Origin of the sequence: Halobacterium sp. GSL-19, assembly GCF_016917855.1 — an archaeon.
Classification (GTDB): Archaea; Halobacteriota; Halobacteria; order Halobacteriales; family Halobacteriaceae; genus Halobacterium; species Halobacterium salinarum.
This window is the reverse complement of the sequence record NZ_CP070377.1, coordinates 347639-368718: the sequence shown is the minus strand read 5'-3', so window position 1 is coordinate 368718 and position 21080 is coordinate 347639. Positions and strand designations below refer to the sequence as shown.

Annotated in this window: 23 protein-coding genes and 1 tRNA gene; 14 read left to right on the top strand and 10 right to left on the bottom strand. The window is 68.8% G+C overall.

The window, feature by feature from the left end; genetic code table 11:
* The first annotated feature begins 62 nt into the window (after positions 1 to 62).
* Positions 63 to 2582 carry a DUF2298 domain-containing protein gene (locus JT689_RS03590; protein WP_205251545.1) on the top strand — a complete coding sequence of 840 codons (2520 nt, stop codon included), beginning with the start codon at positions 63 to 65 and terminating at the stop codon, positions 2580 to 2582.
* On the opposite strand, the gene JT689_RS03585 is transcribed toward JT689_RS03590, so the two are convergent.
* Both JT689_RS03585 and JT689_RS03580 read right to left on the bottom strand, forming a co-directional pair.
* Entirely contained in the window at positions 2483 to 2749 is a 267-nt protein-coding gene (locus tag JT689_RS03585) for an HAH_0734 family protein (protein WP_012289181.1), read from the bottom strand. The two genes, JT689_RS03590 and JT689_RS03585, sit on opposite strands and share 100 nt — an antisense overlap.
* Before the next feature lie 25 nt (positions 2750 to 2774).
* Complete coding sequence (locus tag JT689_RS03580; RefSeq protein WP_205251544.1) at positions 2775 to 4118, bottom strand: hypothetical protein; 1344 nt, start codon at positions 4116 to 4118, stop codon at positions 2775 to 2777.
* A 149-nt stretch (positions 4119 to 4267) separates the two neighbouring features.
* Between JT689_RS03580 and JT689_RS03575 the strand changes: the two genes are divergently transcribed.
* From JT689_RS03575 to JT689_RS03545, 7 genes are all read left to right on the top strand, one after another.
* Positions 4268 to 4549, top strand: coding sequence for a 50S ribosomal protein L44e (locus tag JT689_RS03575; RefSeq protein WP_012289179.1), 282 nt, complete (start codon positions 4268 to 4270; stop codon positions 4547 to 4549).
* 4 nt (positions 4550 to 4553) lie between these two features.
* Positions 4554 to 4727, top strand: a complete 174-nt coding sequence (locus JT689_RS03570) for a 30S ribosomal protein S27e (RefSeq protein WP_010902367.1) — start codon at positions 4554 to 4556, stop codon at positions 4725 to 4727.
* Entirely contained in the window at positions 4724 to 5527 is an 804-nt protein-coding gene (locus JT689_RS03565; protein ID WP_010902366.1) for a translation initiation factor IF-2 subunit alpha, read from the top strand. The genes JT689_RS03570 and JT689_RS03565 overlap by 4 nt, the downstream gene beginning before the upstream one ends.
* Positions 5527 to 5709, top strand: a complete 183-nt coding sequence (locus JT689_RS03560; protein ID WP_010902365.1) for an RNA-protein complex protein Nop10 — start codon at positions 5527 to 5529, stop codon at positions 5707 to 5709. The genes JT689_RS03565 and JT689_RS03560 overlap by 1 nt, the downstream gene beginning before the upstream one ends.
* 4 nt (positions 5710 to 5713) lie before the next feature.
* Positions 5714 to 6466, top strand: coding sequence for a proteasome assembly chaperone family protein (locus JT689_RS03555; RefSeq protein ID WP_205251543.1), 753 nt, complete (start codon positions 5714 to 5716; stop codon positions 6464 to 6466).
* Positions 6467 to 6528: 62 nt separating this feature from the next.
* Positions 6529 to 7128 carry a J domain-containing protein gene (locus JT689_RS03550; protein WP_012289178.1) on the top strand — a complete coding sequence of 200 codons (600 nt, stop codon included), beginning with the start codon at positions 6529 to 6531 and terminating at the stop codon, positions 7126 to 7128.
* Between the two features lie 62 nt (positions 7129 to 7190).
* Complete coding sequence (locus JT689_RS03545) at positions 7191 to 7895, top strand: metallophosphoesterase (protein WP_229373393.1); 705 nt, start codon at positions 7191 to 7193, stop codon at positions 7893 to 7895.
* On the opposite strand, the gene JT689_RS03540 is transcribed toward JT689_RS03545, so the two are convergent.
* Positions 7883 to 9148, bottom strand: coding sequence for an NAD(P)/FAD-dependent oxidoreductase (locus JT689_RS03540; protein ID WP_205251542.1), 1266 nt, complete (start codon positions 9146 to 9148; stop codon positions 7883 to 7885). The genes JT689_RS03545 and JT689_RS03540 overlap by 13 nt on opposite strands.
* A 123-nt stretch (positions 9149 to 9271) precedes the next feature.
* On the opposite strand from JT689_RS03540, the gene JT689_RS03535 reads away from it, so the two are divergent.
* From JT689_RS03535 to JT689_RS03510, 6 genes are all read left to right on the top strand, one after another.
* Complete coding sequence (locus JT689_RS03535; protein WP_205251541.1) at positions 9272 to 10468, top strand: threonine synthase; 1197 nt, start codon at positions 9272 to 9274, stop codon at positions 10466 to 10468.
* Positions 10469 to 10615: 147 nt separating this feature from the next.
* On the top strand, positions 10616 to 11572 hold the full coding sequence (locus JT689_RS03530; RefSeq protein WP_205251540.1) for a TAXI family TRAP transporter solute-binding subunit: 957 nt from the start codon (positions 10616 to 10618) through the stop codon (positions 11570 to 11572).
* Positions 11573 to 11633: 61 nt separating this feature from the next.
* Complete coding sequence (locus tag JT689_RS03525) at positions 11634 to 12125, top strand: DUF1850 domain-containing protein (RefSeq protein ID WP_205251539.1); 492 nt, start codon at positions 11634 to 11636, stop codon at positions 12123 to 12125.
* Complete coding sequence (locus JT689_RS03520; RefSeq protein ID WP_205251538.1) at positions 12118 to 14832, top strand: TRAP transporter permease; 2715 nt, start codon at positions 12118 to 12120, stop codon at positions 14830 to 14832. Before JT689_RS03525 ends, JT689_RS03520 begins: the two co-directional genes overlap by 8 nt.
* 133 nt (positions 14833 to 14965) lie before the next feature.
* Positions 14966 to 15643: a metal-dependent transcriptional regulator gene (locus JT689_RS03515; protein ID WP_012289175.1), complete on the top strand. Its 678-nt coding sequence runs from the start codon at positions 14966 to 14968 to the stop codon at positions 15641 to 15643.
* Positions 15640 to 16329, top strand: coding sequence for a TMEM165/GDT1 family protein (locus tag JT689_RS03510; protein ID WP_012289174.1), 690 nt, complete (start codon positions 15640 to 15642; stop codon positions 16327 to 16329). The genes JT689_RS03515 and JT689_RS03510 overlap by 4 nt, the downstream gene beginning before the upstream one ends.
* Before the next feature lie 23 nt (positions 16330 to 16352).
* Here JT689_RS03510 and JT689_RS03505 read toward each other — a convergent pair whose 3' ends face one another.
* The 7 genes from JT689_RS03505 to sufD all read right to left on the bottom strand — a co-directional run bounded on the left by JT689_RS03505 (position 16353) and on the right by sufD (position 21079).
* On the bottom strand, positions 16353 to 17036 hold the full coding sequence (locus JT689_RS03505; RefSeq protein WP_205251877.1) for an HD domain-containing protein: 684 nt from the start codon (positions 17034 to 17036) through the stop codon (positions 16353 to 16355).
* Between the two features lie 191 nt (positions 17037 to 17227).
* Positions 17228 to 17890: an AIM24 family protein gene (locus JT689_RS03500; RefSeq protein ID WP_012289172.1), complete on the bottom strand. Its 663-nt coding sequence runs from the start codon at positions 17888 to 17890 to the stop codon at positions 17228 to 17230.
* A 55-nt stretch (positions 17891 to 17945) separates the two neighbouring features.
* On the bottom strand, positions 17946 to 18251 hold the full coding sequence (locus JT689_RS03495) for a hypothetical protein (RefSeq protein ID WP_049892487.1): 306 nt from the start codon (positions 18249 to 18251) through the stop codon (positions 17946 to 17948).
* Positions 18252 to 18624: 373 nt separating this feature from the next.
* Positions 18625 to 18697 (bottom strand) — tRNA-Gln (locus tag JT689_RS03490).
* A gap of 65 nt (positions 18698 to 18762) precedes the next feature.
* A complete protein-coding gene (locus JT689_RS03485; RefSeq protein WP_010902351.1) occupies positions 18763 to 19197 on the bottom strand; it encodes a metal-dependent transcriptional regulator in 435 nt (144 codons plus the stop codon).
* Between the two features lie 61 nt (positions 19198 to 19258).
* Entirely contained in the window at positions 19259 to 19753 is a 495-nt protein-coding gene (locus JT689_RS03480; protein ID WP_049892592.1) for a rubrerythrin, read from the bottom strand.
* 111 nt (positions 19754 to 19864) lie between these two features.
* On the bottom strand, positions 19865 to 21079 hold the full coding sequence (gene sufD / locus JT689_RS03475) for a Fe-S cluster assembly protein SufD (protein ID WP_010902349.1): 1215 nt from the start codon (positions 21077 to 21079) through the stop codon (positions 19865 to 19867).
* Between the last annotated feature and the right edge of the window lies 1 nt (position 21080).

Sequence of the window (21080 nt, the reverse complement as noted above, 5' to 3'; positions counted from 1 at the left end):
GGTCGGCGGAGCCGCGGGCGGAACCCGAAAACGTTTGCCGGATCAACGCCACGCCTCCGCTAATGGAGTTCGGGGTGGTCGCTCGATGGTGGGTGTTCTTCGGGGTGTTGTTGGTGGCAGGCCTACCCGTGGCGTCGCGCCTGCTCCCGGACGCGCCCGACCGTGGGGCGTCGGTTGCGATGCCGCTGTCCCTGGTGGTGGTGACGCTGGCGACCCTCTGGGTGGGGCAGGTCGCGTACGGACAGCTGGTCGTCGGCGGGGTGTTCGTGGCGGTTCTCGCGGCAGCCGCGTGGCTGGCGCGCGGTGGCGTCGAGATCCCGCGGAAGCCGCTGCTGGAAGTGGTCGGCGTGTTCACGGTCGCGTTCGTGTTCCTCATCGTTGTCCGGGCGTGGGCCGACGGGGTTCAGCCGGGCGGCGGCGAGCAGTTCCTGGATTTCGGGCTGTTGCAGGCGCTCGACCGGGCCGGCCAGCTACCCCCGCGTGACATGTGGTTCGCGGGCGAGCGCGTCGTCTACTACTACGGCGGCCAGCTCATGGCGAGCATCGGCGCCCACCTCACGGACACGGCCCCGCGGTTCGCGTACGAGCCCGCGCTCGCCGGCGTTTACGCGATGGGGTGTACGGCGGCGTACGGGCTTGCGAGCACGATCGCCGCGGGCAACGGCGGCGAGGGTCGGCCGGTGGGTGTGCCGACAGCGATCGGTGGGGCCGGGGTCGCGATGGCCGTGGTGGTGCTGGCGACCGGCGTCGACTGGCTGGTCGTCGCGCTCCCGGCGGCCGCCGCTGCGGTCGTCGTCACGCGGCCCAGGCGCGTGCGAGCGGGCGTGCTCGGGGCGTTCGCGTTCGGGTTCGCGAGCAACCTCGGGCCGGTGATCCGGCTGCTCGCGGCGCGCGTGGACGTTGTCAGGGCGGCGGTCGTGGCCGCGGGGATCAACGCCGACCGTCGGCCGGCGATCACCCCCGAGGCGTTCGACATGTGGCACGCCAGCCGGTTCATGGAAACCGGGCTCAACGAGTTCCCGCTGTTCGCGTACCTGAACGGCGACCTCCACGCCCACATGGTGAGCGTGCCCGTGCTGTTCGTCGCCGTGGCGGTCGGGGTGGCGTACTATCGGACGCCGGCCCGACAGCGGCGGCGGCGTTGGGCGCTGCTGTGGGGCGGGTTCCCGGTGGCCGGGGCGGCGATTCTGACCGTGAACACGTGGAGCCTGCCGACCGTGTTCGGGGTGGCCGCGCTCGCCGTCGCGCTGGCCGACCCCGCGCCCGCCACGCTGCTGCCGACGGGGGTGCAGCGGTGGACGCGTCGGCGGTCGGCGGTGGGACAGTCGGTGCAGCGCGTCCTGCTGGCGGTGGGCGTCGCGGCCGTCGGTGGCGTGCTCGCCGTGGCGATCGCGTGGCCGTTCGTGCAGAACGTGTTGTTGGCCGGCGCGAGCAACCAGCACCTGGCCGTGCTGCCGGTGCCGTCGCAGGCGGGCGCGCTGGTGTTCGTGCACGGGCTGTTCCTCGCGGCGTTCGGCGCGTACTTCGTGTCGCGCGTGGCGACATCGGTGGCCGGCTGGGTGGTCGCGGCGGCGGCTGCGGGCGCTGCGGTGGCTGTGGCGGTGGCCGTTGGGCCGGTCGTCGGTGGCGTGGGCATCACCGCGGTGGTGCTCGTGGGGCCGGTGCTGGGCGCTGCGTGGTGGCTCCGCCGCCGAAACGCCGCCGGGGTCGAGTGCGTGCTGGTGGCCGCGGGCGCGGGGCTGGTGGTGCTCGTGGAGTACGTCTACTTGGCCGACGCGGCGTCCTACGAGCGGTTCAACACCGTGTTCAAGGTGTACGCACAGGTGTGGGCGCTGTGGTCGGTGGCGGGCGGCGTTGCGCTCGCTGGCGTCTCCGAACGGCGCGCATCCAGCAGGGGCCTGGGAGCAGTGTTCGTGGTGGGGCTGGTGGTGGCGGCGTCGGTCTACGGCGGGCTGGCGGTGACCACGCACGCCGCGAACGCCGACGACGCGTCCCTGGACGCCCTGGAGTACGCCGGCGACGCCCATCCAGGGGAAGCAGCGGCCGCCAGGTGGCTGGGGGACCGACGCAGGGGAACACGGATCATCGCGGCACCGGGCGTCGATCCGTACACGTGGCAGAACCCGGCGGCGAGTTTGAGCGGGGTGCCGACCGTCGCGGGGTGGGCCCACGCCGCCAACTACCACAGTCAGGCGGCGTGGGAGCAACGCGTCGACGACATCGGCGTCGTCTACGAGACGACGGACGCCGCGTCACGGGCGGCGATCCTCGAAAAGTACGACGTGACCTACGTGTGGGTGGGGCCGGTCGAGCGCGCGCGCTACGAGATCCCGGATCTCAGCGCCGACCCCGGGATCGAGCCGGTACACCGGACGCCAGCGGTCACGATCTATCGGGTGACGGACGGCGAACTCGTCGCGCCCCGCAGCGGTCCCATCACGGTCACAACGACGCCACAAGCGACCGCGACGGCACCGGGGGCTCAGACCGCGAGGTCGCCGGCGCGCTTCGTGACGGTGACGTCTTCGGCGTCGACGGCCGTGACGTCCAGCCAGTGGGGGACGAAGTTGCGTTTCTCGTAGTCCTCAAGCTCGTCTTCGTCGCCGGCGATACACCACAGCTGGACCTCGTCGGGGCCGTGCCAGTCGCCGTTCCGGGTGACCTGGAAGAGGTGCTTCTCCTCGCCGTCGACCTCGACGATGCCCTCCCGGCGGACGTCGGCGTCGCCGTGGATGATGAGCCGCTCCATGCGTTCGGTTTCGGCGTAACGCGGATTAAACGCTTCGAAGCCCCCCTGCGGCGGTGCGTCCGAACCAGTACGTGGGGTGGGCGAGGACGACGAGCAGGGGCAGCCACGCGACGAGCACGAGCGTCGGACCGACCACGGCGACGACCGCCGCTGGCGGTGCCAGAACGGCTGCGAGCCGCTGCCAGCGACTCGCGGGGGCGACGTCGTGGGCCGCGCCGAGGACGACGAACACGCCGAGTTGCGCCACGAGCAGCCCCGAGACGACAGCCCTGCGGACGGTCGGCAGCGCGACCGCGGGATGTGTGAGTGCGCCGCCGACGGCGGCGAGCGTGCCGAGCGCGATCGGGGTGCCGACCGCCGCCGCTGTGAGGCCGCGAACCGTTCGGAGCCGCCCGCTGGCTGCGAGTGTCCCGACGGCGGCGGCAGTGAGCGCGGCGAACAGCGCGGCGGCGATGGAGAGCTCGAAGTACGTAGAGACCACGCCGGACCCGACGAGCGCGACGGCCGCAGCCCCGCCAGCGGCGGCGACGACGGTGCCGGCTTGGGTGGAGCCGACGGTCGGCACGCGCGTGCCGACCGCACGCGTCGACCACAGCAGCCCGGCGAGCACGGCCAGCGTCGGCGCGAGCACGATGGCTGCGTACCGGAGGAATGCGGGGCCGGTTTCGGCGACGAGGGCGGCCTGCGTGGCGGCGGTGGCGACGAGGCCGTCGCTGGTAGCGTACGCGATGACTGCGTCGTCGAGCTGGTCGCCGCGCGTCCACGTTGTCACGGGCGCGTCGGCGGGGCCGTGCGTGACGACGTGGTCGGCGGGTGCGTGCAGCCGGACGGCGTCGGCGTCGACCTCCCAGCCCGTCGGTCTGCCGTCGGCGACGGCGTCGACGACGACCACGCCGCCCGCCGCGGTGTGGGCGACGCCGGGCGCGTCGTACTCGATGGTGACGGTGTCCCCGCCAGCCGTGAGAGTGGCGGCTGCCGGGACCGGCGCGATCCCGTCGGTCGCAGTGGGGTCGCTGCCGGCCGCGAGTGCCGCGAGGACGGCGTCGGCGTTGGCGGCGGCCCAGCGGGCGTCCGCCGAGCCAACGGTCAGATCAACGGACACCTGGGTGGTGCCGTTGGCGGCAACATGGACGTCCATCGTGGACGCCGCAACGGTGGTGTTGTCGCCGCCGGCCGCCGCCGCGGCCTCCTCGAAGCTCGGACCGCACGCACCACAAACGTCCGCTGGCGGTGGTGCCGCCGCGGCCGGTGGGGCAGCGCCGAGCGAGAACGCCGAGACCACGATGACGACGGCGATGAGACCAATGCGACGCGCGTCGGCACACTCAGACACGGCGGACAGCGATCGGGACGAGGGGGGCGGTGACATGTCCGACGTGTCACATCGAACTGTCAAAACGTTTGCTCGGCAACCGCCGCGGGGCGTCCAACTCGAACGACGGTTCTGCTGCCGCCCCCGAACCAAACGGATTTTAAACAGCCGAATCATATCGGGGGATAACAGAGCTGATTCCGCCTATGGAGATGCCACGCCGATTCAACAGCTACTGCCCGAACTGTGACGAACACCACCAGCTTGAGGCCGAGAAGGTGCGTTCCGGCCGCTCGTCTGGCATGAAATGGGACGCTCGCCGCACGAAGCGCGCCAACGCGTCCATCGGGAACCACGGTCGGTTCTCGAAGGTCCCGGTCGGCAACAAGCCGACCAACCGGACGGACCTCAAGTACCGCTGCAGCGAATGCGGCAACGCCCACCTGCGTGAGGGATGGCGCGCCGGCCGACTGGTGCTCCAGGAGTAGACCAATGTCAGGAGGATTTTACAACGTCGAATGTCCGGATTGTGAGAACGAACAGACCGTCTTCGGGAAGGCCTCCACGGAGGTCGCCTGTGCCGTCTGCGGGACGACGCTTGCGCGTCCGACCGGCGGCGAGGCCGACCTCCTCGGTGAGGTCATCGAAACCGTCGAGGCCAGATGAAATACGAGGGCTGGCCCGACGAGGGCGAACTGGTCGTCGGGAAAGTCGACGACATCGAGGACTTCGGGGTTTTCGTCGACCTCGAACAGTACCAGGACAAGCGTGGGCTGGTCCACGTCAGTGAGGTCGCCAGCGGCTGGATCAAGAACGTCCGCGACCACGTCAACGAGGACCAGACCGTCGTCGCGAAGGTGTTGGGCGTCGACGAGTCCGCCCAACAGATCGACCTGTCGTTGAAGGACGTCAACGACCACCAGCACTCGGACACGATCCAGGAGTGGAAGAACGAACAGAAGGCCGACAAGTGGCTGACCCTGGCGTTCGGCGAGGACATGGCCGACGACCAGTTCCGCCGCATCGCCAACGGCCTGCTGGCGGACTTCGGGAGCCTCTACGACGGCTTCGAGCAGGCGGCCATCCACGGCCACGAGGCGCTGGCTGACACCGCCCTCGAAGACGACGAGATCGACGCCATCGTCGAGACCGCCCGCGACAACGTCTCCGTGCCGTACGTCACAGTCACGGGGTACGTCTCGCTGCAGTCGCCGGACGGGGACGGCGTCGACACGATCAAGGACGCGTTACAGGCCGCGGAGGGCAACGGCGAGGTGCCCGACGAGGTCGACCTGGACGTGACGTACGTCGGTGCGCCGGAGTACCGGCTGCGCGTGCAGGCACCGAACTACAAGACCGCGGAGTCCGCGCTCGAGGCGGCCGGCGACCGCGCCGTCGACTCGGTCACGGCCCACGACGGGAGCGGCGCGTTCCACCGCGAGCGCCAGCTCGACGACGACGCGTAATGAAGTCGGATATCCGCGTCTGCGAGGCGTGGCGCAGCCACCACGACGGCCCCGTCTACACGCTGTCGGAGACGTGTCCCGAGTGTGGCGGTGACGCCGTCAACAGCGCGCCAGCGCCGTTCGACCCGGCGGACCCACACGGCAAGTACCGACGCGCTCTTAAGGAGCGCCGCCGGCTGTAGGGATATGGACGAACTCAGCATTGAGTGGGTTGCAGAGCCATCGCTGGACGATCCGGCGCTCGTCGAGGGGCTGCCGGGCGTCGGGCACGTGGGCAAGCTGGTCGCCGAGCACGTGATCGCGGAAGCGGACAGCGAGCTCGTGTGTCGCGTGCACAGCGAGTACTTCCCGCCACAGGTCACCGTCGGCGACGACAGCGTCGCGGAGCTGGCGGCGGCGGAGATCCACGCCGTCGAGACGAGCGGCCGGGATCTGCTCGTGGTGACCGGCGACCACCAGGCCCAGGACACCGTAGGCCAGTACCGCGTGACCGAGGCGTTCCTGGACGCGGCCGCGGAGTTCGACGCGACGGACGTGTTCTCGCTCGGCGGCGTCCCGACCGGCGAACTCGTCGAGGACCACGACGTGATCGGCGCGGTCTCCAGTGCGGCGCTGAAAGACGGGCTCGCGGACGCCGGCGTGGAGTTCCGCAGCGAGGAGCCCGCGGGCGGCATCGTGGGATCGAGCGGGCTGCTGGTCGGCCTCGGCGGGAAGCGTGGGTTCGACGCGGCCTGCTTGATGGGGGAGACGTCGGGCTACCTGGTCGACCCGAAGGCCGCCAAGGCCGTGTTGGCCGTGCTGGGGGCGCGACTCGACTTCGAGATGGACGAGGAGGCGCTGGACGACCGCGCCGAGGAGATGGAGGAGGTCGTGTCGCGGCTCCAGGACATGGAGGAGACGCCCAGTCCCGGCGACGAGGACCTGCGGTATATCGGCTGAGCCGCGGCCGGTCGGTCGCGGTGAGCGAACGTTTCTTTTCGACGCAGCCCCCATGATGACGTGTGCCAGGAGCATGGCTCGCGTGGGGGGCTGCGATCACGGGTGGCGTGACAGTGGTTGCGGCCGCGCTGTTCGTCGCCGGGCAGCGGCTGTTCCCCGCGGGGGACAGCCACGGCCCGACGGGGGAGTCCGGGGAGTGGAAGCGCCGCAGGGAGATCCGGGAGTACTTGCACGCGATCGGGGAGCCGTTCGCCGAAGACCACGTGGTGGCTGGTCGCAGCGTGGCGTTCTACCTGCCACAGCGCGACGTCGCGGTGACCTTCGACGCGGGCGCGTATTTCAGCATTCGGAGCGCGGACACGGCGGCGGTGTTGGCCGAGCACGAGCTCCCCGGGTGGGCGATCGGCGGCCGGCTCCCGTTCGAGACGCCGGACGTGAGCGACGTGTTCGAGGCGGCCAGCGCTGCCGAGAGTGACAGCGACGGGGCGGCGGCGATCGAGGACGCCTTCGAGACGCTGGGCGTTTCACGCGGGGCCAGCGACACCGAACTGCGGGCCGCGTACCAGGACCGCGTCAAGGACGCGCATCCGGACCACGGCGGTGACAGGGAGGCCTTCGAGCGCGTCCGGGAGGCGTACGCGGTGGCACAGCAGGCGCGGTAGCCGGCTGGTGGCCGCCGCCGCGGATCGCTGTGCATAACTCGCCGGGTTGCGACGCATCGGGTGTGTCCCAGACGCCGGCGTGGGTGGTGTTCGGGCAGCGGGCGGCGTATCTCCCGGCGGCCGACGCGCTCGTGCTGGCAGATCTGCACGTGGGGCGGGGCAGCGCGTCGGACGAGCGGCGGGACATCCTGGCCCGGTTGCGGGGCCACCTCGACCGGTTCGAGCCGGCTCGCGTGGTGGTAGCGGGTGATCTATTGCACGCCACTGGGTCGCTGCCGGCGGGGGTCGCGGAGACGGTTGGTGCAGTCGTCGGCGCGATCGAGGACAGCGCCGCGGGCCTGCGTGTGGTTCGGGGCAACCGGGACGGAATGCTTGCCGCGGTTGGCGTGTCCGCAACCGACAGCGTGCGGCTCGACGACGGCACGGTCGTGTGCCACGGCCACGAGGAGCCGGCGGCGGATGGGGACCGGTACGTGGTCGGCCACCAGCATCCGGCCGTCACGATCAGTGGGGGGCAGCGGCGGCCGTGTTTCCTCTATGGCCCCGGGCAGTACGACAGCGCCGACGTGCTCGTGGTGCCGGCGTTCACGCGGCTCGCGGCGGGGACGCCGGTCGGAACGCTCGGCGACGGCACCGCCGTGTCGCCGCTGTTGGCGCCGCCGGCGGGCTACCGGCCGATCGTCGTCAGCAACGGGGAGACGCTGGGGTTTCCCGCGCTCGGGGATCTCGACGGGCTGTTGGTGGGCGCGCGCGGCTACGAGACGTGATCGCTGGCGGCGCGTGCGGCCGCCCGCCCGCTCTCCATGGCGCCGTTTATCGAGGCGTTGTGCGTGTACGATCCCGCGACGTACACCGCGCCCGCGGGGGCGGTGGTGTCCGGGAGCGTGTCGTGGACGCCGGGGGGTTGTGCGAACTGGGAGAACGGCACCCGGTGTGTGTGCAGGACTTCGAACCCGCCGAGCGACGCCTCCGGATACCAGTCGGCGATGGCGTCCCGGGCGGCGGTGGCGAGGGCCGTCGACGAGCGGTCCGGCGTGCCCAGCGTGGTCACTGCGACGAGTTCGCGGTCGTCGGGGGCGTATTCGGGCGCGACGCCGGACATCGGTGCGACGGTGTTGGGCACGTCATCGGCGGCGTTGAGGTGGATGCGGTCGCTGTCACCGAGCGGGTGGGCGGCCGGGAGCGCGACGTGTTGGGTGGTACAGCCCTTCCAGTCGGTGGGGATCGCGTCGACGCCCGTGAGCTCGCGTGCGGCGTCGGGGTCCGTGGCGACGACGACGGCGTCCGCGTCGATCCGTTCGCCGGGCACGTCGACGGCAGCGGGATCGCTGTGGACGGCTTCGACCGGCGTTTCGGGTTCGATGGTGACACCCGCATCGCGGGCACGGGCGGCCAGCTGGGCGGAGATCGCGCCCATCCCGGCGGCCGGGAGCACGGTCCGGCCGTCGGCGAGCAGTTTGAACGTGTACTCGAAGACGCGCTTGGACGTGGACAGCGACCGGTCCAGCGTGATGCCCCCGTAGAACGGCCGCACGAACCGGTCGACGTACCGGTCGGAGAACCCGCGGGCGGCGAGATACTGCTCGATGGTGGCGTCGGCGTCGCTCCAGATGTCCGCGAAGGGTTTGCGGGTCAGTTCCCGCTTCAACAGCAGCGTGCGGAGTTTGTCCATCGTCGATACCTCCCGGTTCAGCATCGACGGAACGAGTGCGCCCGGATCGCGCAGGGGGTCCCCGAGCACTGCGCGCCGGTCGCCGCGGCAGATGACCGCCCCAGGTGAAAACGACCGCAGGTCGAGGACGTCGAAGTCGAGTTCGCGTTTCGCCGCGGGGTACGACGTGAACAGCACCTGGAAGCCGCGGTCGAAGGTGAAGCCGTCGGCGTGCGTGGAGCGGACGCGGCCGCCGACCGTGGGGTTGCGCTCGAACAGGGTCACGTCGAGACCGTCCGCCGCGAGGTGTCGCGCCGCCACCAGCCCCGCCAGCCCGCCGCCCACAACCACTGCCTCTTCGTCGGTCATGGCCGGGTGTTGGGGTGGCGGCGTCATCAACGTGGGTGCTTTCGGGGCGCGTGTGCCGCCCCGAGGACGCCGGCCACGCTGGAAGGGACAGGGCCTTTGTCGGGGCGTTCGAAACACCGCAGCATGGAGACGACGCGAGCCTTCGAGGGGCTGGAGTGCGTGGACTGTGGGGAATCGTTCGCGGCCGCGGCGGCGACCCACCGGTGTCCGGAGTGTGGGGGCATCCTCGACCCCGCCTACGACCTGGAGAACCTGGACGTGGACGCCGAGACGTTCGGCGCGCGGCGGTTCGACTCGCTGTGGCGGTACGCGGAGTTGCTGCCGTTCACGCGTGGGTCGGCGGTGTCGATGGACGAGGGGGCGACGGCGCTGGTTCCGTGTCCGGGGCTGGCCGACGAACTCGGCGTGGGCGAACTCTACATCAAAGACGAGGGGCGCAACCCGACCGGCACGTTCAGGGACCGCGGGCAGACGGTGGCGATGACGGCGGCGGCCCAGCACGGTGCCAGCGAGGTGGCGTTGGCGTCGACGGGGAACGCCGGACAGTCAGCGGGAGCGTACGCCGGTCGTGCGGGCCTCGATGCGCACGTGTTCCTGCCGTCCCGCTCGGGGTTCACCACCAAGGCGATGGTGAACGTCCACGGCGGCGACATGAACGTCGTGCAGGGGCGCATCGGCGACGCCAACGCCGCCTTTGAGGACGCCATGGACGAACACGGCGAGGCGTGGTACTCGCTGCAGGCGTTCGCGACGCCGTACCGCCACGAGGGCAAGAAGACGCTGCTGTACGAGACCGTCGAGCAACTCGACTGGGAGACGCCCGACCACGTGGTCTATCCGACCGGCGACGGCGGCGGGCTCGTGGGGATGTGGAAGGCCGCCACGGAGCTCCGCGAGCTCGGCATCACCGCGGACGTGCCGGCGATGTACGCCGCGCAGGCCGAGGGGTGTGCGCCGATCGTGCGGGCGTTCCAGGAGGGCCGCGACGCCCACGAGCCGTGGGACACGCCGGACACCATCTGTGGCGGCATCGAGATCCCGGACCCCGCGGGCAGCCGGCTGGTGTTGGAGGCACTGCGCGAGAGCAACGGCGGCGCGGTGGCCGCGAGCGACGAGGAGATCCTGGAGGCGGGCACCGCGGTCGCCAGCCGTGCGGGCCCGGAGATGGGGGCGACGTGCGCGGCGGCGGCGGCGGGCGCGTGGGAGCTGGCTGACCGGGACGCGTTCGGGGAAGACGACACCGTGGTGGTGGTGAACACGGGGACGGCGAACAAGGCGGCGGACGTGTTGCGGTCGCATCTGATGAGCAAAGGCATCTGAGCGACCGCGTTGAGAACACGCGTTATTTCGACGGATCGGTTTAATTCGTGGTGAATTTTGCGGGCGTTGGTTATGGAACAATGGGTGCGACAGCGCCGAATACGACGTTCGAAATATTAATACGATGGAGAACCCACCGGCAACTGTATGCCAACTGAGCACACGCGTCGGCGGTTCCTGCAGGCGACTGGGGCAACCGGCATCGCTGCGCTGGCTGGGTGCGCCGGCGGTGGCGACGGGGCCGGGGACGGCACGCGGCTGTCGTGGCACGCGGGCGGCCAGAGTGGCACGTACTACCCGCTGTCGAACGAGTTCAAGACCATCGTCGAGGACAACACGGACTACTCGCTGAACGTCCAGACCACGGGCGCAAGCGTGGAGAACGTCGGCAGCCTCGCGAAGGGGAACGCCGACTTCGCGCTCATCCAAAACGACATCGCGTACTTCGCGAAGAACGGCACCGGGATCGATGCCTTCCAGGACAGGGCGGTCGACAACCTCGTCGGCGTCGCCACGCTGTACCCGGAGACGATCACGCTGATCACGCGTGCGGACACCGGCATCGAGACCGTGGCCGACCTCGACGGCGCGACCATCAACACCGGTGACCTCGGGTCCGGCACGCAGGTCAACGCCCTCCAGATCCTGGAGGCCGCCGGCGTGACAGACTACGAGGAGCAGACCGCGTCGTTCGCACAGGCCGCCGAACAGCTCCGGAACGGCGACATCGACGCCGCCTTCGTGGTCGGCGGCTGGCCCGTGGGTGCCATCGAGGAGTTGGCCAACACCAACGACATCGAGATCGTGCCCATCGAGGGAGAGGCCCGCGACGCCGCCAAGGAGGCGGCGTCCTGGTTCGCCGACGACACCATCCCGAGCGGGACGTACAGCGGCATCGACCGGTCCATCGAAACCGTCTCCGTGCAGGCGATGATCGCGACCCACGACGGCGTCGACGAGGCGACCGTCACGGAGGTCACGAGCGCGATCTTCGAGCACACCGGCGACCTGACCATCAAACCCGACTTCATCGACACGGCGTCGGCCCAGGACGGGATGTCCATCGACCTCCACCCTGGCGCGGCCGCCTACTTCGAGTCGTAACGCCGCCTCCACACCCCACACGCGGGTGTTTCACAAGCCACATGCGTAGAGAGATCAGTTCATGAACCGCACTCGTATCGTCGTCGTGGCGGCCAGCGTCCTGGCCGTGCTGACAGTGATCGCTGCCGTCGTGCCGGCCGGAACTGTGCTGGTCGCCGACGACACCGACACCGACCAGCGGTATCTCACGGTGCCCGTCTCAGAGGGCTCGACGGTGGCGCTGGAGTACACACACAGCGTCGAGCGCTCCCGCGTCTACGAGGCCTACGCCGTTCGCGGCGAGACACTGGAGATGACGCGCGCGGAGTTCGAGTCGTACGGCTGGGGGTTCCCCAGCGCCGCGAACGTCACCATCGAGAACGGGACGTTCGTCTACTCGCCGGACCGCAACGCAACCGTGTTGACGGTGTCACCGGGACGCATCGCCGGCCACACGCTGCACGTCGACGACCGAAGCTACGACCTCGTCTCGGTGACCGACGCACAATCAGTTGATCTTCATGTTGTCCATCGAACACTCCTTGCGACGATGATCGAGAGCATCTATGAGTAACGACCACTCGACGACGGACGCGCCGGACGCGGACTCAGTACTGCAAGAGATCGAGCGGAAACGCGACCTCAGCGGGCGGATCGTGCTGGCGGTCGCCGCGATCGGGATCGCGTTCTCCGTGTTCCAGTTGTGGCTGGCGGCCCGGGGTTCGGTGCTCTCGGTGTCGCTCCCGATCGTGGGGTCGGTCACGCTGGCGAAACTCCAATTGCTCCAGATCAACGCCGTGCACGTGGCGTTCGCGCTCGTGTTGACGTTCCTGCTGTATCCGGCGAGCACCGGTGACGGGCCCGTGGCGCGGCGGTGCAAGCGGCTGTCGGAGGCGGCCACCGCCAGGCTGGGCTCGTCGCACCCGGTGACCCGCGTGATCAACGCTGTCGGCGCGGGCCTGGCGTGGGCGATCGTCGACGACGACCTCGACGCCGTGGCCCCGATCGACATCGCGTTCGCGGCGGTGTCGGCGCTGGCGGCGGTGTACTTCATCACGGACTTCGCCGAGATCCGTGAACTCCGGTATCTGGGCCTGACCGCTGGGCGTCCGCTCCCGACGGTGTGGCTCGGCTACCTCGACGTGATCCGGCCGGTGTTCGACGCGCTCAGCCCCGTCCTGAACCCTGCCGGGGCGTTGCTGGGGCCGCTCGGCCACACCTCCTACGCGCTCGTGCTCGGCGCGGTCGGCGTGGTGCTCGTGCTCGAAGCCACGCGGCGAGCGATCAGCCTCTGGCTGATGTGCATCGTCGCCGCGTTCATCGCGTACGCCCGTTTCGGCTACCTCATTCCACAGGACGTGGCGTACCTGCAGATCATCTCGATCCCGCCGTTCGCGTGGCCGGAGATCATCCAAAACCTCTGGTATAACACCGAGAACGGCGTGTTCGGGATTCCGGTCACGGTGTCCGTGCAGTTCATCTACGTGTTCATCCTGTTCGGTGCGTTCCTGGAGATGTCGGGCGCCGGCCAGTGGTTCATCGACCTGGCCTACGGCGCGACCGGAACCCGGAAAGGCGGCCCCGCGAAGGCCTCCATCCTGGCGTCCGGGTTCATGGGCACCATCTCGGGGTCGTCGATCGCGAACACGGTGACGACGGGCGCGTTCACCATCCCGCTGATGAAGCGCTCGGGATACCGCCCGGAGTTCGCGGGCGCGGTCGAGGCGTCGGCGTCCTCGGGCGGCCAGATCCTCCCCCCAGTCATGGGGGCGGCGGCGTTCCTCATCGTGCAGTACACCGGCACGCCGTTCGCGGACGTGATCGTCGCCGCGACCATCCCCGCGCTCGTGTTCTTCTTCGGCGTGTGGGTGATGGTGCATTTCGAGGCCGGCAAGGAGGACATCGGCGGGCTCGGCACCGACGACCTGGTGTCGCTTCGGTCGCACCTCCGCACCGGCTGGTTCTACCTCGTCCCGATCGGGTTGTTGTTGTACTACCTGATCGTCGAGCGGCTGTCGGTGGCGCGCTCGGCGTGGTTCACGATCGTCGCGATCGGCGCACTGATGGCGCTGGTGGCGGCGTACGGCGACGAAACCCGCGGCCTGTTGGGCGGCGTGCTGACGGTGGTGACCGGTGGCACGCTGCTGGCGGAGTGGCTGGGGGGCGGCTCACTGGTGGCGGTGCTGACCGGTGGTGGTGCCGGCGCGCAGCCGCTGGGCGGAGCGGTTGCCGCGACGCTGGGTGAACTCGGCTGGCTGGCGATCGCGGCGGGCGTGATAACGATGGCGCTGCGGCCGCGGGCGGACGCCAGCCTGCTGGGCTTCGACGACGCCGTCGACGACACCGCGGGCGCGGTCAGCGCCGCGGTGGGGCGCCCGTCGCTTGCCGGCAACGGGCTGTTCCGGTACGGGGTGTTCACCCTGAAGTCGATGGAGGACGGCGCCCGGACCGCGGTCCCGGTCGTGATCGCCGTCGCCGCGGCCGGCATCATTCCGGGCGTCATCAGCATCTCCGGGCTCGGGCCGAACCTGGTGTCGCTGATTCAGGCCGTCGCGGGGGGCTCGCTGGTGGTCGTGCTCGTGATCACGGCGATCTCCTCGATCATCCTCGGGATGGGGATGCCGACGACGGTCACGTACATCATCCTCTCCGTGTTGCTCGTGCCGGTGTTGCTGCCGTTCGGGGTGCCGGAGCTCGCCGCGCACCTGTACATCCTGTATTTCGGCGTCATCGCGGACATCACGCCGCCGGTCGCGGTGGCGGCGTACGCGGCCGCCGGGGTGGCGAAATCGGACCCGTTCGACACCGGCGTCGAGGCGTTCTCGCTGTCGCTGAACAAGGCCATCGTGCCGTTCGCGTTCGTGGTGACGCCAGGGGTCATGCTGTTGCGGCGCAACGCCGGGTCGCTGCCGCCGGGCGACCAGTACAGCGTCGTCGGCGTGGCTGACCTCCTCGACGTGGGGTATTCGGTTCCGGAGGTGGTGCTCCCCATTGCGGGTGTCGTCCTGGGTGTCGTGGCGCTGGCTGCGACCGTCATCGGGCACGTGTACACCGACGTTGCGCGCGCCGAGCGCGTGGCGTACGCGGGCAGCGCGCTGTTCCTGATGGCACCCACGCTCATCGTCACCACGGCCAACGACGTGCTCGGCCTGCTGGGCGTTACGGGCGGACAGGCGGGTGTCGTGGTGGATCTCGGACTGCGGGCGATCGGGCTCGCGGTGTTCGCGGCGCTGCTCGTGCGGAACCGTCGTGCGAGCACCGCCGGGGAACCGGCCGCGTAGCGCTGCCGGGTGGTCGCTCGTTTTTGCCTGCGTGAATGGTTCGTCGCAGTGCCACCGCTCACGACAGTCGGGAAAACGAAGGTACCCGCATCGCCAAATATATATTTAGATGCATCTAAACGACGGTGTTGGCATGCTCTCTGACGTAATGGAAGACTACCTCAAATCGATCTACAACCTCGAACGCGAACACGAACCGCCGATCGCGACGTCCACCATCGCGGAGTACCTGGACGTCACGCCGCCCACGGTCACCAGCATGGCCGAGAAGCTCGAATCCCGCGGCCTGATCGAGCGCGAGAAATACGCGGGCGTCGAGCTCACGCCCGACGGCGAAACCGTCGCCGTGGAAGTGATCCGCCACCACCGCCTGCTCGAATCGTTTTTGGCGACCCATCTGGACTACGACTGGGACGAAGTCCACGACGAGGCCGACGCCCTCGAACACCACATCAGCGAGGAGTTCGAGGACCGACTCGCGGAGAAACTCGGTGACCCAACGGTCGACCCCCACGGCGACCCCATCCCGAACGCCGACCTCGAACCGCCCGAGCACCCCGACACCGAGGTGCTTGCCGACCACGCCGAAGGCGACGCCCTCGTGGTGGCGCGCGCGAGCGACCGCAACACCGACGAGCTCAGATATCTCGCCGACGCCGGCGTGCAGCCCGGCACTGAACTCACGGTCACCGAGCACGCGCCCATCGGCCTGTTCGTCGTCGAGATCGACGGCGAAGCCGTCCACCTCCCCGAGCGCGTCGCGGAAACGCTCGAAGTCAGACCCGCGGCCGACGAGGTGACCGACGCGTGAGCGCGTTCACGGAAGTCCTGACGCTCGCGTTCGTCACGCAACTCGCAGCGCTCCCGGGCGAAAAGGTCCAGTTCATCATCGCCAGCCTCAGCACCGAATACGACCCGCGGATCGTCGTCGCAGCGGCCGGCTCCGCGTTCGGCATCTGGACCGTGATCGAGATCCTCGTCGGGGAGGGGCTCCAACGCCTCATTCCCGGTGTCGTCTTGGACGTGACAACCGCCGCCCTGTTCGCCGTGTTCGGCATTCTGCTGTTGCGGTCGATGCCCGCACGAACCGGATCTGACGAACCCATGTCAAGCGACGGCGGGGGCGTCGCGGCCAGCATCGACGACGTGACCCTGTTCGGGTACCGCCTCACCACGGCGCTCGGCGGATTCATCCCCATCTTCTCGATGATGTTCGCCGGCGAGTTCGGCGACAAAACACAGCTGGTCACCATCGGACTGGCAAGCGACTACGGCGCGACACCCGCGATCTGGCTGGGGGAAATGCTGGCGATCATTCCCGTCAGCATGGTGAACGCGTACTTCTTCGACCGCTTCTCCGGGAAGTTCGACGCGCGCAAGGCGCACCTCGTGTCCGCAGTGCTGTTTTTCTTCTTCGCAGGGGACACGCTCCTAGAAGTGAGTGTCGGCGTCTCCGTCTGGGAGGAACTGGTGGCGCTCGCCAGCCAGCTGCTCTGATCGCTGGCAGCGTCCCGGGACGGTTAGTACCCGGTGTCGTTCATCGCCGGCACCTCCGAAGTCAGCCAGTCGTGGAGCCACCGCACGCGCTTCAAGCGCTTGTGTGCGATCGACGACGCGGCGTCGGACTCCACGCGCTCGGCGGCGTCCTCGCCGCGGTCCAGCACGCGCTGGATCATCTCCGCGGCGTCGACGTGGGTGCGCGCCTCGTACCCCATCCGGAGCAACATCAGCGCGGCGCCGTTCGCGCCGGCTTTGTCCAGCAGGTCGGCTTCCACGAGACACCGCGCCTCCAGTGGCAGGTCCATGAGGTCACCCTGATAGGAGTGCCGTGACACCGCCTCCGCGACCTGATCGACGAACGACGGCGGGAACTGGCCGTGCGTTTCGAGGTATTTGCGCGCGATGCGCGCGCCCTCCTCGGCGTGGGCGTCCTGTTCGGCCTCCAGCTTCGCGATGTCGTGGAACAGCGCCGCGACCCGAACCACATCGACGTTCGCGCTCGTCGCCTCGGCGATGCGCTCGGCGATGTCGACGACGTTCATGATGTGGGTGAACCGGTACTCCGCGGAGTGCCACGGGTACCACCGCATCCGCCCGCCGTCGGTCTCGTTTTCGACGCTGGCCTCCAGGTAATCCCGGACGAACGCGGCCATGTTGTCGAACTGCGCGTCCGTGACCGGCGACTCCCTTATTTCGACGCCCACCGTCTCACCTCCGTTCCCAAGCAGTGCATCCGTGTCATTGTTCGGATACAGGTTTGTTCCAGTCTTAGGCCTTTTGCAGCCCTCCCGGCGGGCGACGTCGACTCGGCGGCCGACCCGCCAGCCACCACGCCACGGGAAGCAGCCCGACACGTGGCGCGCGACGGAACTGTCGCCCACACGGTGGCCGTGGGTCAGACGTGCTCCTCGTAGGGCTGCACCACCACGAAGCCGGAGTCAGTGCCCGCGTCGTCGAACTCCATTTGGAAGCGCTCCCCGGACTCCTGGCCGACCATGTCCGAGAGGCTGGCGTTCACGTCGACGCTCGGCGTGGTGGCGCTCCAGGCGACCGTCGCACTCGGGTCGGTCGTCACCGGCGGCGCTACCACCAGCGGATCGCCGTGGGTGGTGAGCGCAACACAGCCGGGGCCGCTGATCGCGACGTTCGTGAATCCCCCGGCGAACGACCCGGCGAGGCTGTCCATCGTCGTGACCTCGTAGGACAGCTCGGACTCGAACGCGAGTACGTCCTCGCCGTTGACCGTGATCCGGTCGTCGGCGGCCAACTCGAGGATCTGGACTTTCTTCTGTGCGTCCGCGAGGTAGAGGGTGCCTGTGCCCTCCGCGCGCATGATCGGTGTGCCCTCACCGGTTGCGGCCTCCTTGATGATGCCCGTGAGCCCGCCCTCCGCCGACCGCTTCCCGGTGAACGAGAACTCGCCCGTGTACGCGACCATCGCCCCGGCTTTCGCCATCACGTCGCCGTCGACATCGATTGCCAGGGTGTAACTGTTCTCGATCGCGAACGGGGCGTCATCGCTTGCGGTGTCCGCGGCGTTGAATTGGTCGATGTTCATAACGAACCGAAGCCGAACGGCTTCGTGTGCCAGGTCACCGCCACACCCCATGAAGCTACTGCTGGTGTGCAGTGAGTGCAGCCTCACACTCCTGCATCGCCTCGAAGCGCTCGCTGTCGGGGTCCTCGATCGGGACGGTTTCGACGGTCACCCACCCCGAGTCGTAGGTGAGAGCGGTCACCCAGTCGTCGGTCCCGAGGATCACGTGCTCGGTGACCACGACCGGATCGCGGGTGTCGGCCTCGACGGCACGCTGGCGGTCGACGGGGACCACCAGCGAGAACGCGTCGGCGTGGTTCAGGGCCGTTACTTCCTGTTGGCGCAGCGGCCGGTCGGGAAGCGATTCGAGTGGCTCGCTCATACCGGCCGTTCGGAACAGCCACACGTAGGGGTGTCGCTCCCAATATACGTTTTATTCATACTCTAAAAATGTACACAAAGTATATATGGAGTACTATCATTGCTCCGAATACGATGCCGGAATGCAAGAACTGCGGCTCGTTCGTAACCACGGACTACGCACGCGTGTTCACACCACCAGGCGTCGACAGGCCGCGCGTTTGCCCCGAATGCCCCGACATGGTTCGGGACGGGGCCGACGTTCGGAAAGCCCGCGCAACACGAACCTGACAGCCGTCCCGGCGGCCGACACCCCCCATACTGTTTTTGCTGTCGCGATCACTCGCCGAGAAACCAGACCACCCCCCGACAGCACTGGACTGCGGATCGGTGAGTAGTCCCGGGCGGATTCGAACCGCCGTCGTGGGCTCCAAAGGCCCATATGATTGGCCACTACACCACGGGACTGCACTCGCGGATAGCGATGCAAGACACAAAGAGATTGCTTTTCGAACCGCACCCCCGCGGGGCGCTCAGTCGTCGGCCTCGACGGACGGCTCGGCGAGGAATCCACACGCGTCAGCGCCGGCGTCGAAGCAGTCCGGACACTGGGACTTGCGGTCGATGATCATGTCGAGGCGCTCGGCCACCGTCTCATCGATCACCGGCTCCAGCTGTCGGGCCTCGTCGCGGAACGACTCCACCCCGAGCACGTTCGCCAGGAACCGTTCGAGGATACAGTACGTCTGGAGGGCGTCTCGGGCGCGCGCCGCGCCGTCCTCGGTCACGGACGCCCCCTTGTACTTCTCGTGTGTCACGAGACCACGGTCTTCGAGTTTCCCCACCATCTCGTTGACGCTCGCCGGACTGACGCCGAGGCGGTCGGCGAGCTCCCCGGTCGCGGCGGGGCCGTCGGTTAACTGCTCTACGAGAAAGATCGTCTTCAAGTACTGATCAGCAGTGTTCATGTCCAATCACCTCGAACGGCGACCACACCGGCCGGCACCGCTGCGCCGACAGTGGCCGTGCTCATCTGTGTGCCTCCATCAGCGCAGTGACCGACTCGACGCCGTCGGCTTCGGCCGCCCGGATCTCCCGCAGCGTCGCCAACAGCCGGTCCTGATCGACGCCGAACGCCGCCTCGCTGGCCTCGATCGCCGCGATCAGATCGTCGTAGAACTTGTACGCGGTTTCCTCGCCGTGCAACTGATCGTACAGCACGCCGTCGAAGTCGTCCGGCCCAGTCTGCCCGTAGCTCTCCGCAACCAGCGCTTCGACCTCCCCGAACGGGATGCTGTCGGCGTCAAGCGACTCGATGATGTCCTCCAAGCGCGCGCGGTGATCCGCGGACTCCTCGCTGGCGTCGGACAACAGCGCCTCGATGTCGGCGTCCCGGTCGGCCGCCGGCAGCGACTGGTAATGTCGATGCGCGCGGACCTCCACGACCTCTTCGAGCACGACCCCGATCTGTAGCAGCCGCGCCAGTTGGCGGTCGGAGTCGACGCTCGCAGCGAGCGAGCTCACGGCCGCCGCCACCTCGCGAACGATACGGTGCGCATGGATACAGCCGACGGTCTCACCGTCCTAAAAGGCGAGGATTCCCCGGCAACGGGGTGTGGGGAACCGCTGCGCGTGTCAGTCGAGCCGCTCGGCGATCCGTGTCTCCAGGTCCTCGCGCAGTTCCTGGACTTCGACCTCTTCGAGCACCGGCACGAAGAACCCCGCAACAAGCATGTCCGTGGCTTGCTGGGCGGTGAGGCCGCGGTCCTGCATGTAGAACAGGGTCTCCTGGTCGACCTGCCCGACGGTCGCGGAGTGGCTGGCCTCGGTGTCGTGGTTGTTGATGATGAGCTTCGGGGAGGCGTCGGCCTCGCTCTCGTCGCTCAGCATCAGCGTGTTCTCGCGCTGGTAGCTCGACGTGTCCCAGGCGTCACTGCCGACGTCCTGGACGCCCTCGTAGACGCTGCGGGCGTCGTCGTCGATGACGCCGCGAGTCACGAGATCCGCGGTGGTGTGCTCGGCACGGTGCCAGACCTTCGCGTCGAGGTCGAAGTGCTGGTCGTCGTGGCCGAAGAACGCGCCGACGATCTTCGTCTCACTGGCGTCGCCCGCCAGTTCGGTGGAAACACCGGTCTTCGTCAGCCGGCTGCCGATGTTGCCCTCGATCCAGTTGACCGTGGCGTACGTGTCGGCGTGCCCGCGTTTCAGCGTGTAGTTGTACGTCTGCTCGTCGAAGTCCTGGAGGCTCCCGTACTGCACGTAGGAGTTCTCTCCGGCGTCGACCTCAACGATCCCCGAGTAGTAGCGCTCGCCGTCGACGTCGTCGCCGGTGTCCTGGCGCTCCAGGATCGTCGCCGTCGCGTTGTCCTCGGTGATGACCAGCGTGTAGTTGAACAGCGACCGCGAGTTCATCGAGGTGCGGATGGTGACGTCCTCGGCGTCGACGCCCGCGGGCACGTACACCACAGTCCCGGTCGTGAACAGCGCCGTCGACAGCGCCGTCAGGCGGTTCTGGTGGGGGTCGATGACGCTGCCGAACGCGTCCTCGACGCGGTCGGCGAGGTCGTCGTCCTGGAGCGCGTCGTGGAACGACTCCACGCGAGCGTTCTCCGCGCCGACCTGGTCTTTGTCCTCGGTCTGGGAGAGCGGATCGACCAGCGCGTCGAAATCGAGGTCTTCGAGCGTGGTCCACTTTCGGCCCGGCGTCTCGATGACGCTGGGGAACGCGAGGTCGTCGAGCGCCTCAAGCGCATCGAGGCGCGTTTCGCGGAGCCACGCGGGCTCGTCGCGCTCGTCGGCGATCCGGCGGACCGTCTCTGCAGAGATATCAGTGTGTAGCTGCGTACTCATA

Excerpts from the sequence above, each read along its gene's own strand:
- JT689_RS03590 (WP_205251545.1), top strand. The coding sequence starts at position 63 with ATGGAGTTCGGGGTGGTCGCTCGATGGTGGGTGTTCTTCGGGGTGTTG.
- JT689_RS03585 (WP_012289181.1), bottom strand. The coding sequence starts at position 2,749 with ATGGAGCGGCTCATCATCCACGGCGACGCCGACGTCCGCCGGGAGGGC.
- JT689_RS03580 (WP_205251544.1), bottom strand. The coding sequence starts at position 4,118 with ATGTCACCGCCCCCCTCGTCCCGATCGCTGTCCGCCGTGTCTGAGTGT.
- JT689_RS03575 (WP_012289179.1), top strand. The coding sequence starts at position 4,268 with ATGGAGATGCCACGCCGATTCAACAGCTACTGCCCGAACTGTGACGAA.
- JT689_RS03570 (WP_010902367.1), top strand. The coding sequence starts at position 4,554 with ATGTCAGGAGGATTTTACAACGTCGAATGTCCGGATTGTGAGAACGAA.
- JT689_RS03565 (WP_010902366.1), top strand. The coding sequence starts at position 4,724 with ATGAAATACGAGGGCTGGCCCGACGAGGGCGAACTGGTCGTCGGGAAA.
- JT689_RS03560 (WP_010902365.1), top strand. The coding sequence starts at position 5,527 with ATGAAGTCGGATATCCGCGTCTGCGAGGCGTGGCGCAGCCACCACGAC.
- JT689_RS03555 (WP_205251543.1), top strand. The coding sequence starts at position 5,714 with ATGGACGAACTCAGCATTGAGTGGGTTGCAGAGCCATCGCTGGACGAT.
- JT689_RS03540 (WP_205251542.1), bottom strand. The coding sequence starts at position 9,148 with ATGACCGACGAAGAGGCAGTGGTTGTGGGCGGCGGGCTGGCGGGGCTG.
- JT689_RS03535 (WP_205251541.1), top strand. The coding sequence starts at position 9,272 with ATGGAGACGACGCGAGCCTTCGAGGGGCTGGAGTGCGTGGACTGTGGG.
- JT689_RS03530 (WP_205251540.1), top strand. The coding sequence starts at position 10,616 with ATGCCAACTGAGCACACGCGTCGGCGGTTCCTGCAGGCGACTGGGGCA.
- JT689_RS03525 (WP_205251539.1), top strand. The coding sequence starts at position 11,634 with ATGAACCGCACTCGTATCGTCGTCGTGGCGGCCAGCGTCCTGGCCGTG.
- JT689_RS03520 (WP_205251538.1), top strand. The coding sequence starts at position 12,118 with ATGAGTAACGACCACTCGACGACGGACGCGCCGGACGCGGACTCAGTA.
- JT689_RS03515 (WP_012289175.1), top strand. The coding sequence starts at position 14,966 with ATGCTCTCTGACGTAATGGAAGACTACCTCAAATCGATCTACAACCTC.
- JT689_RS03500 (WP_012289172.1), bottom strand. The coding sequence starts at position 17,890 with ATGAACATCGACCAATTCAACGCCGCGGACACCGCAAGCGATGACGCC.
- JT689_RS03495 (WP_049892487.1), bottom strand. The coding sequence starts at position 18,251 with ATGAGCGAGCCACTCGAATCGCTTCCCGACCGGCCGCTGCGCCAACAG.
- JT689_RS03485 (WP_010902351.1), bottom strand. The coding sequence starts at position 19,197 with ATGAACACTGCTGATCAGTACTTGAAGACGATCTTTCTCGTAGAGCAG.
- sufD (WP_010902349.1), bottom strand. The coding sequence starts at position 21,079 with ATGAGTACGCAGCTACACACTGATATCTCTGCAGAGACGGTCCGCCGG.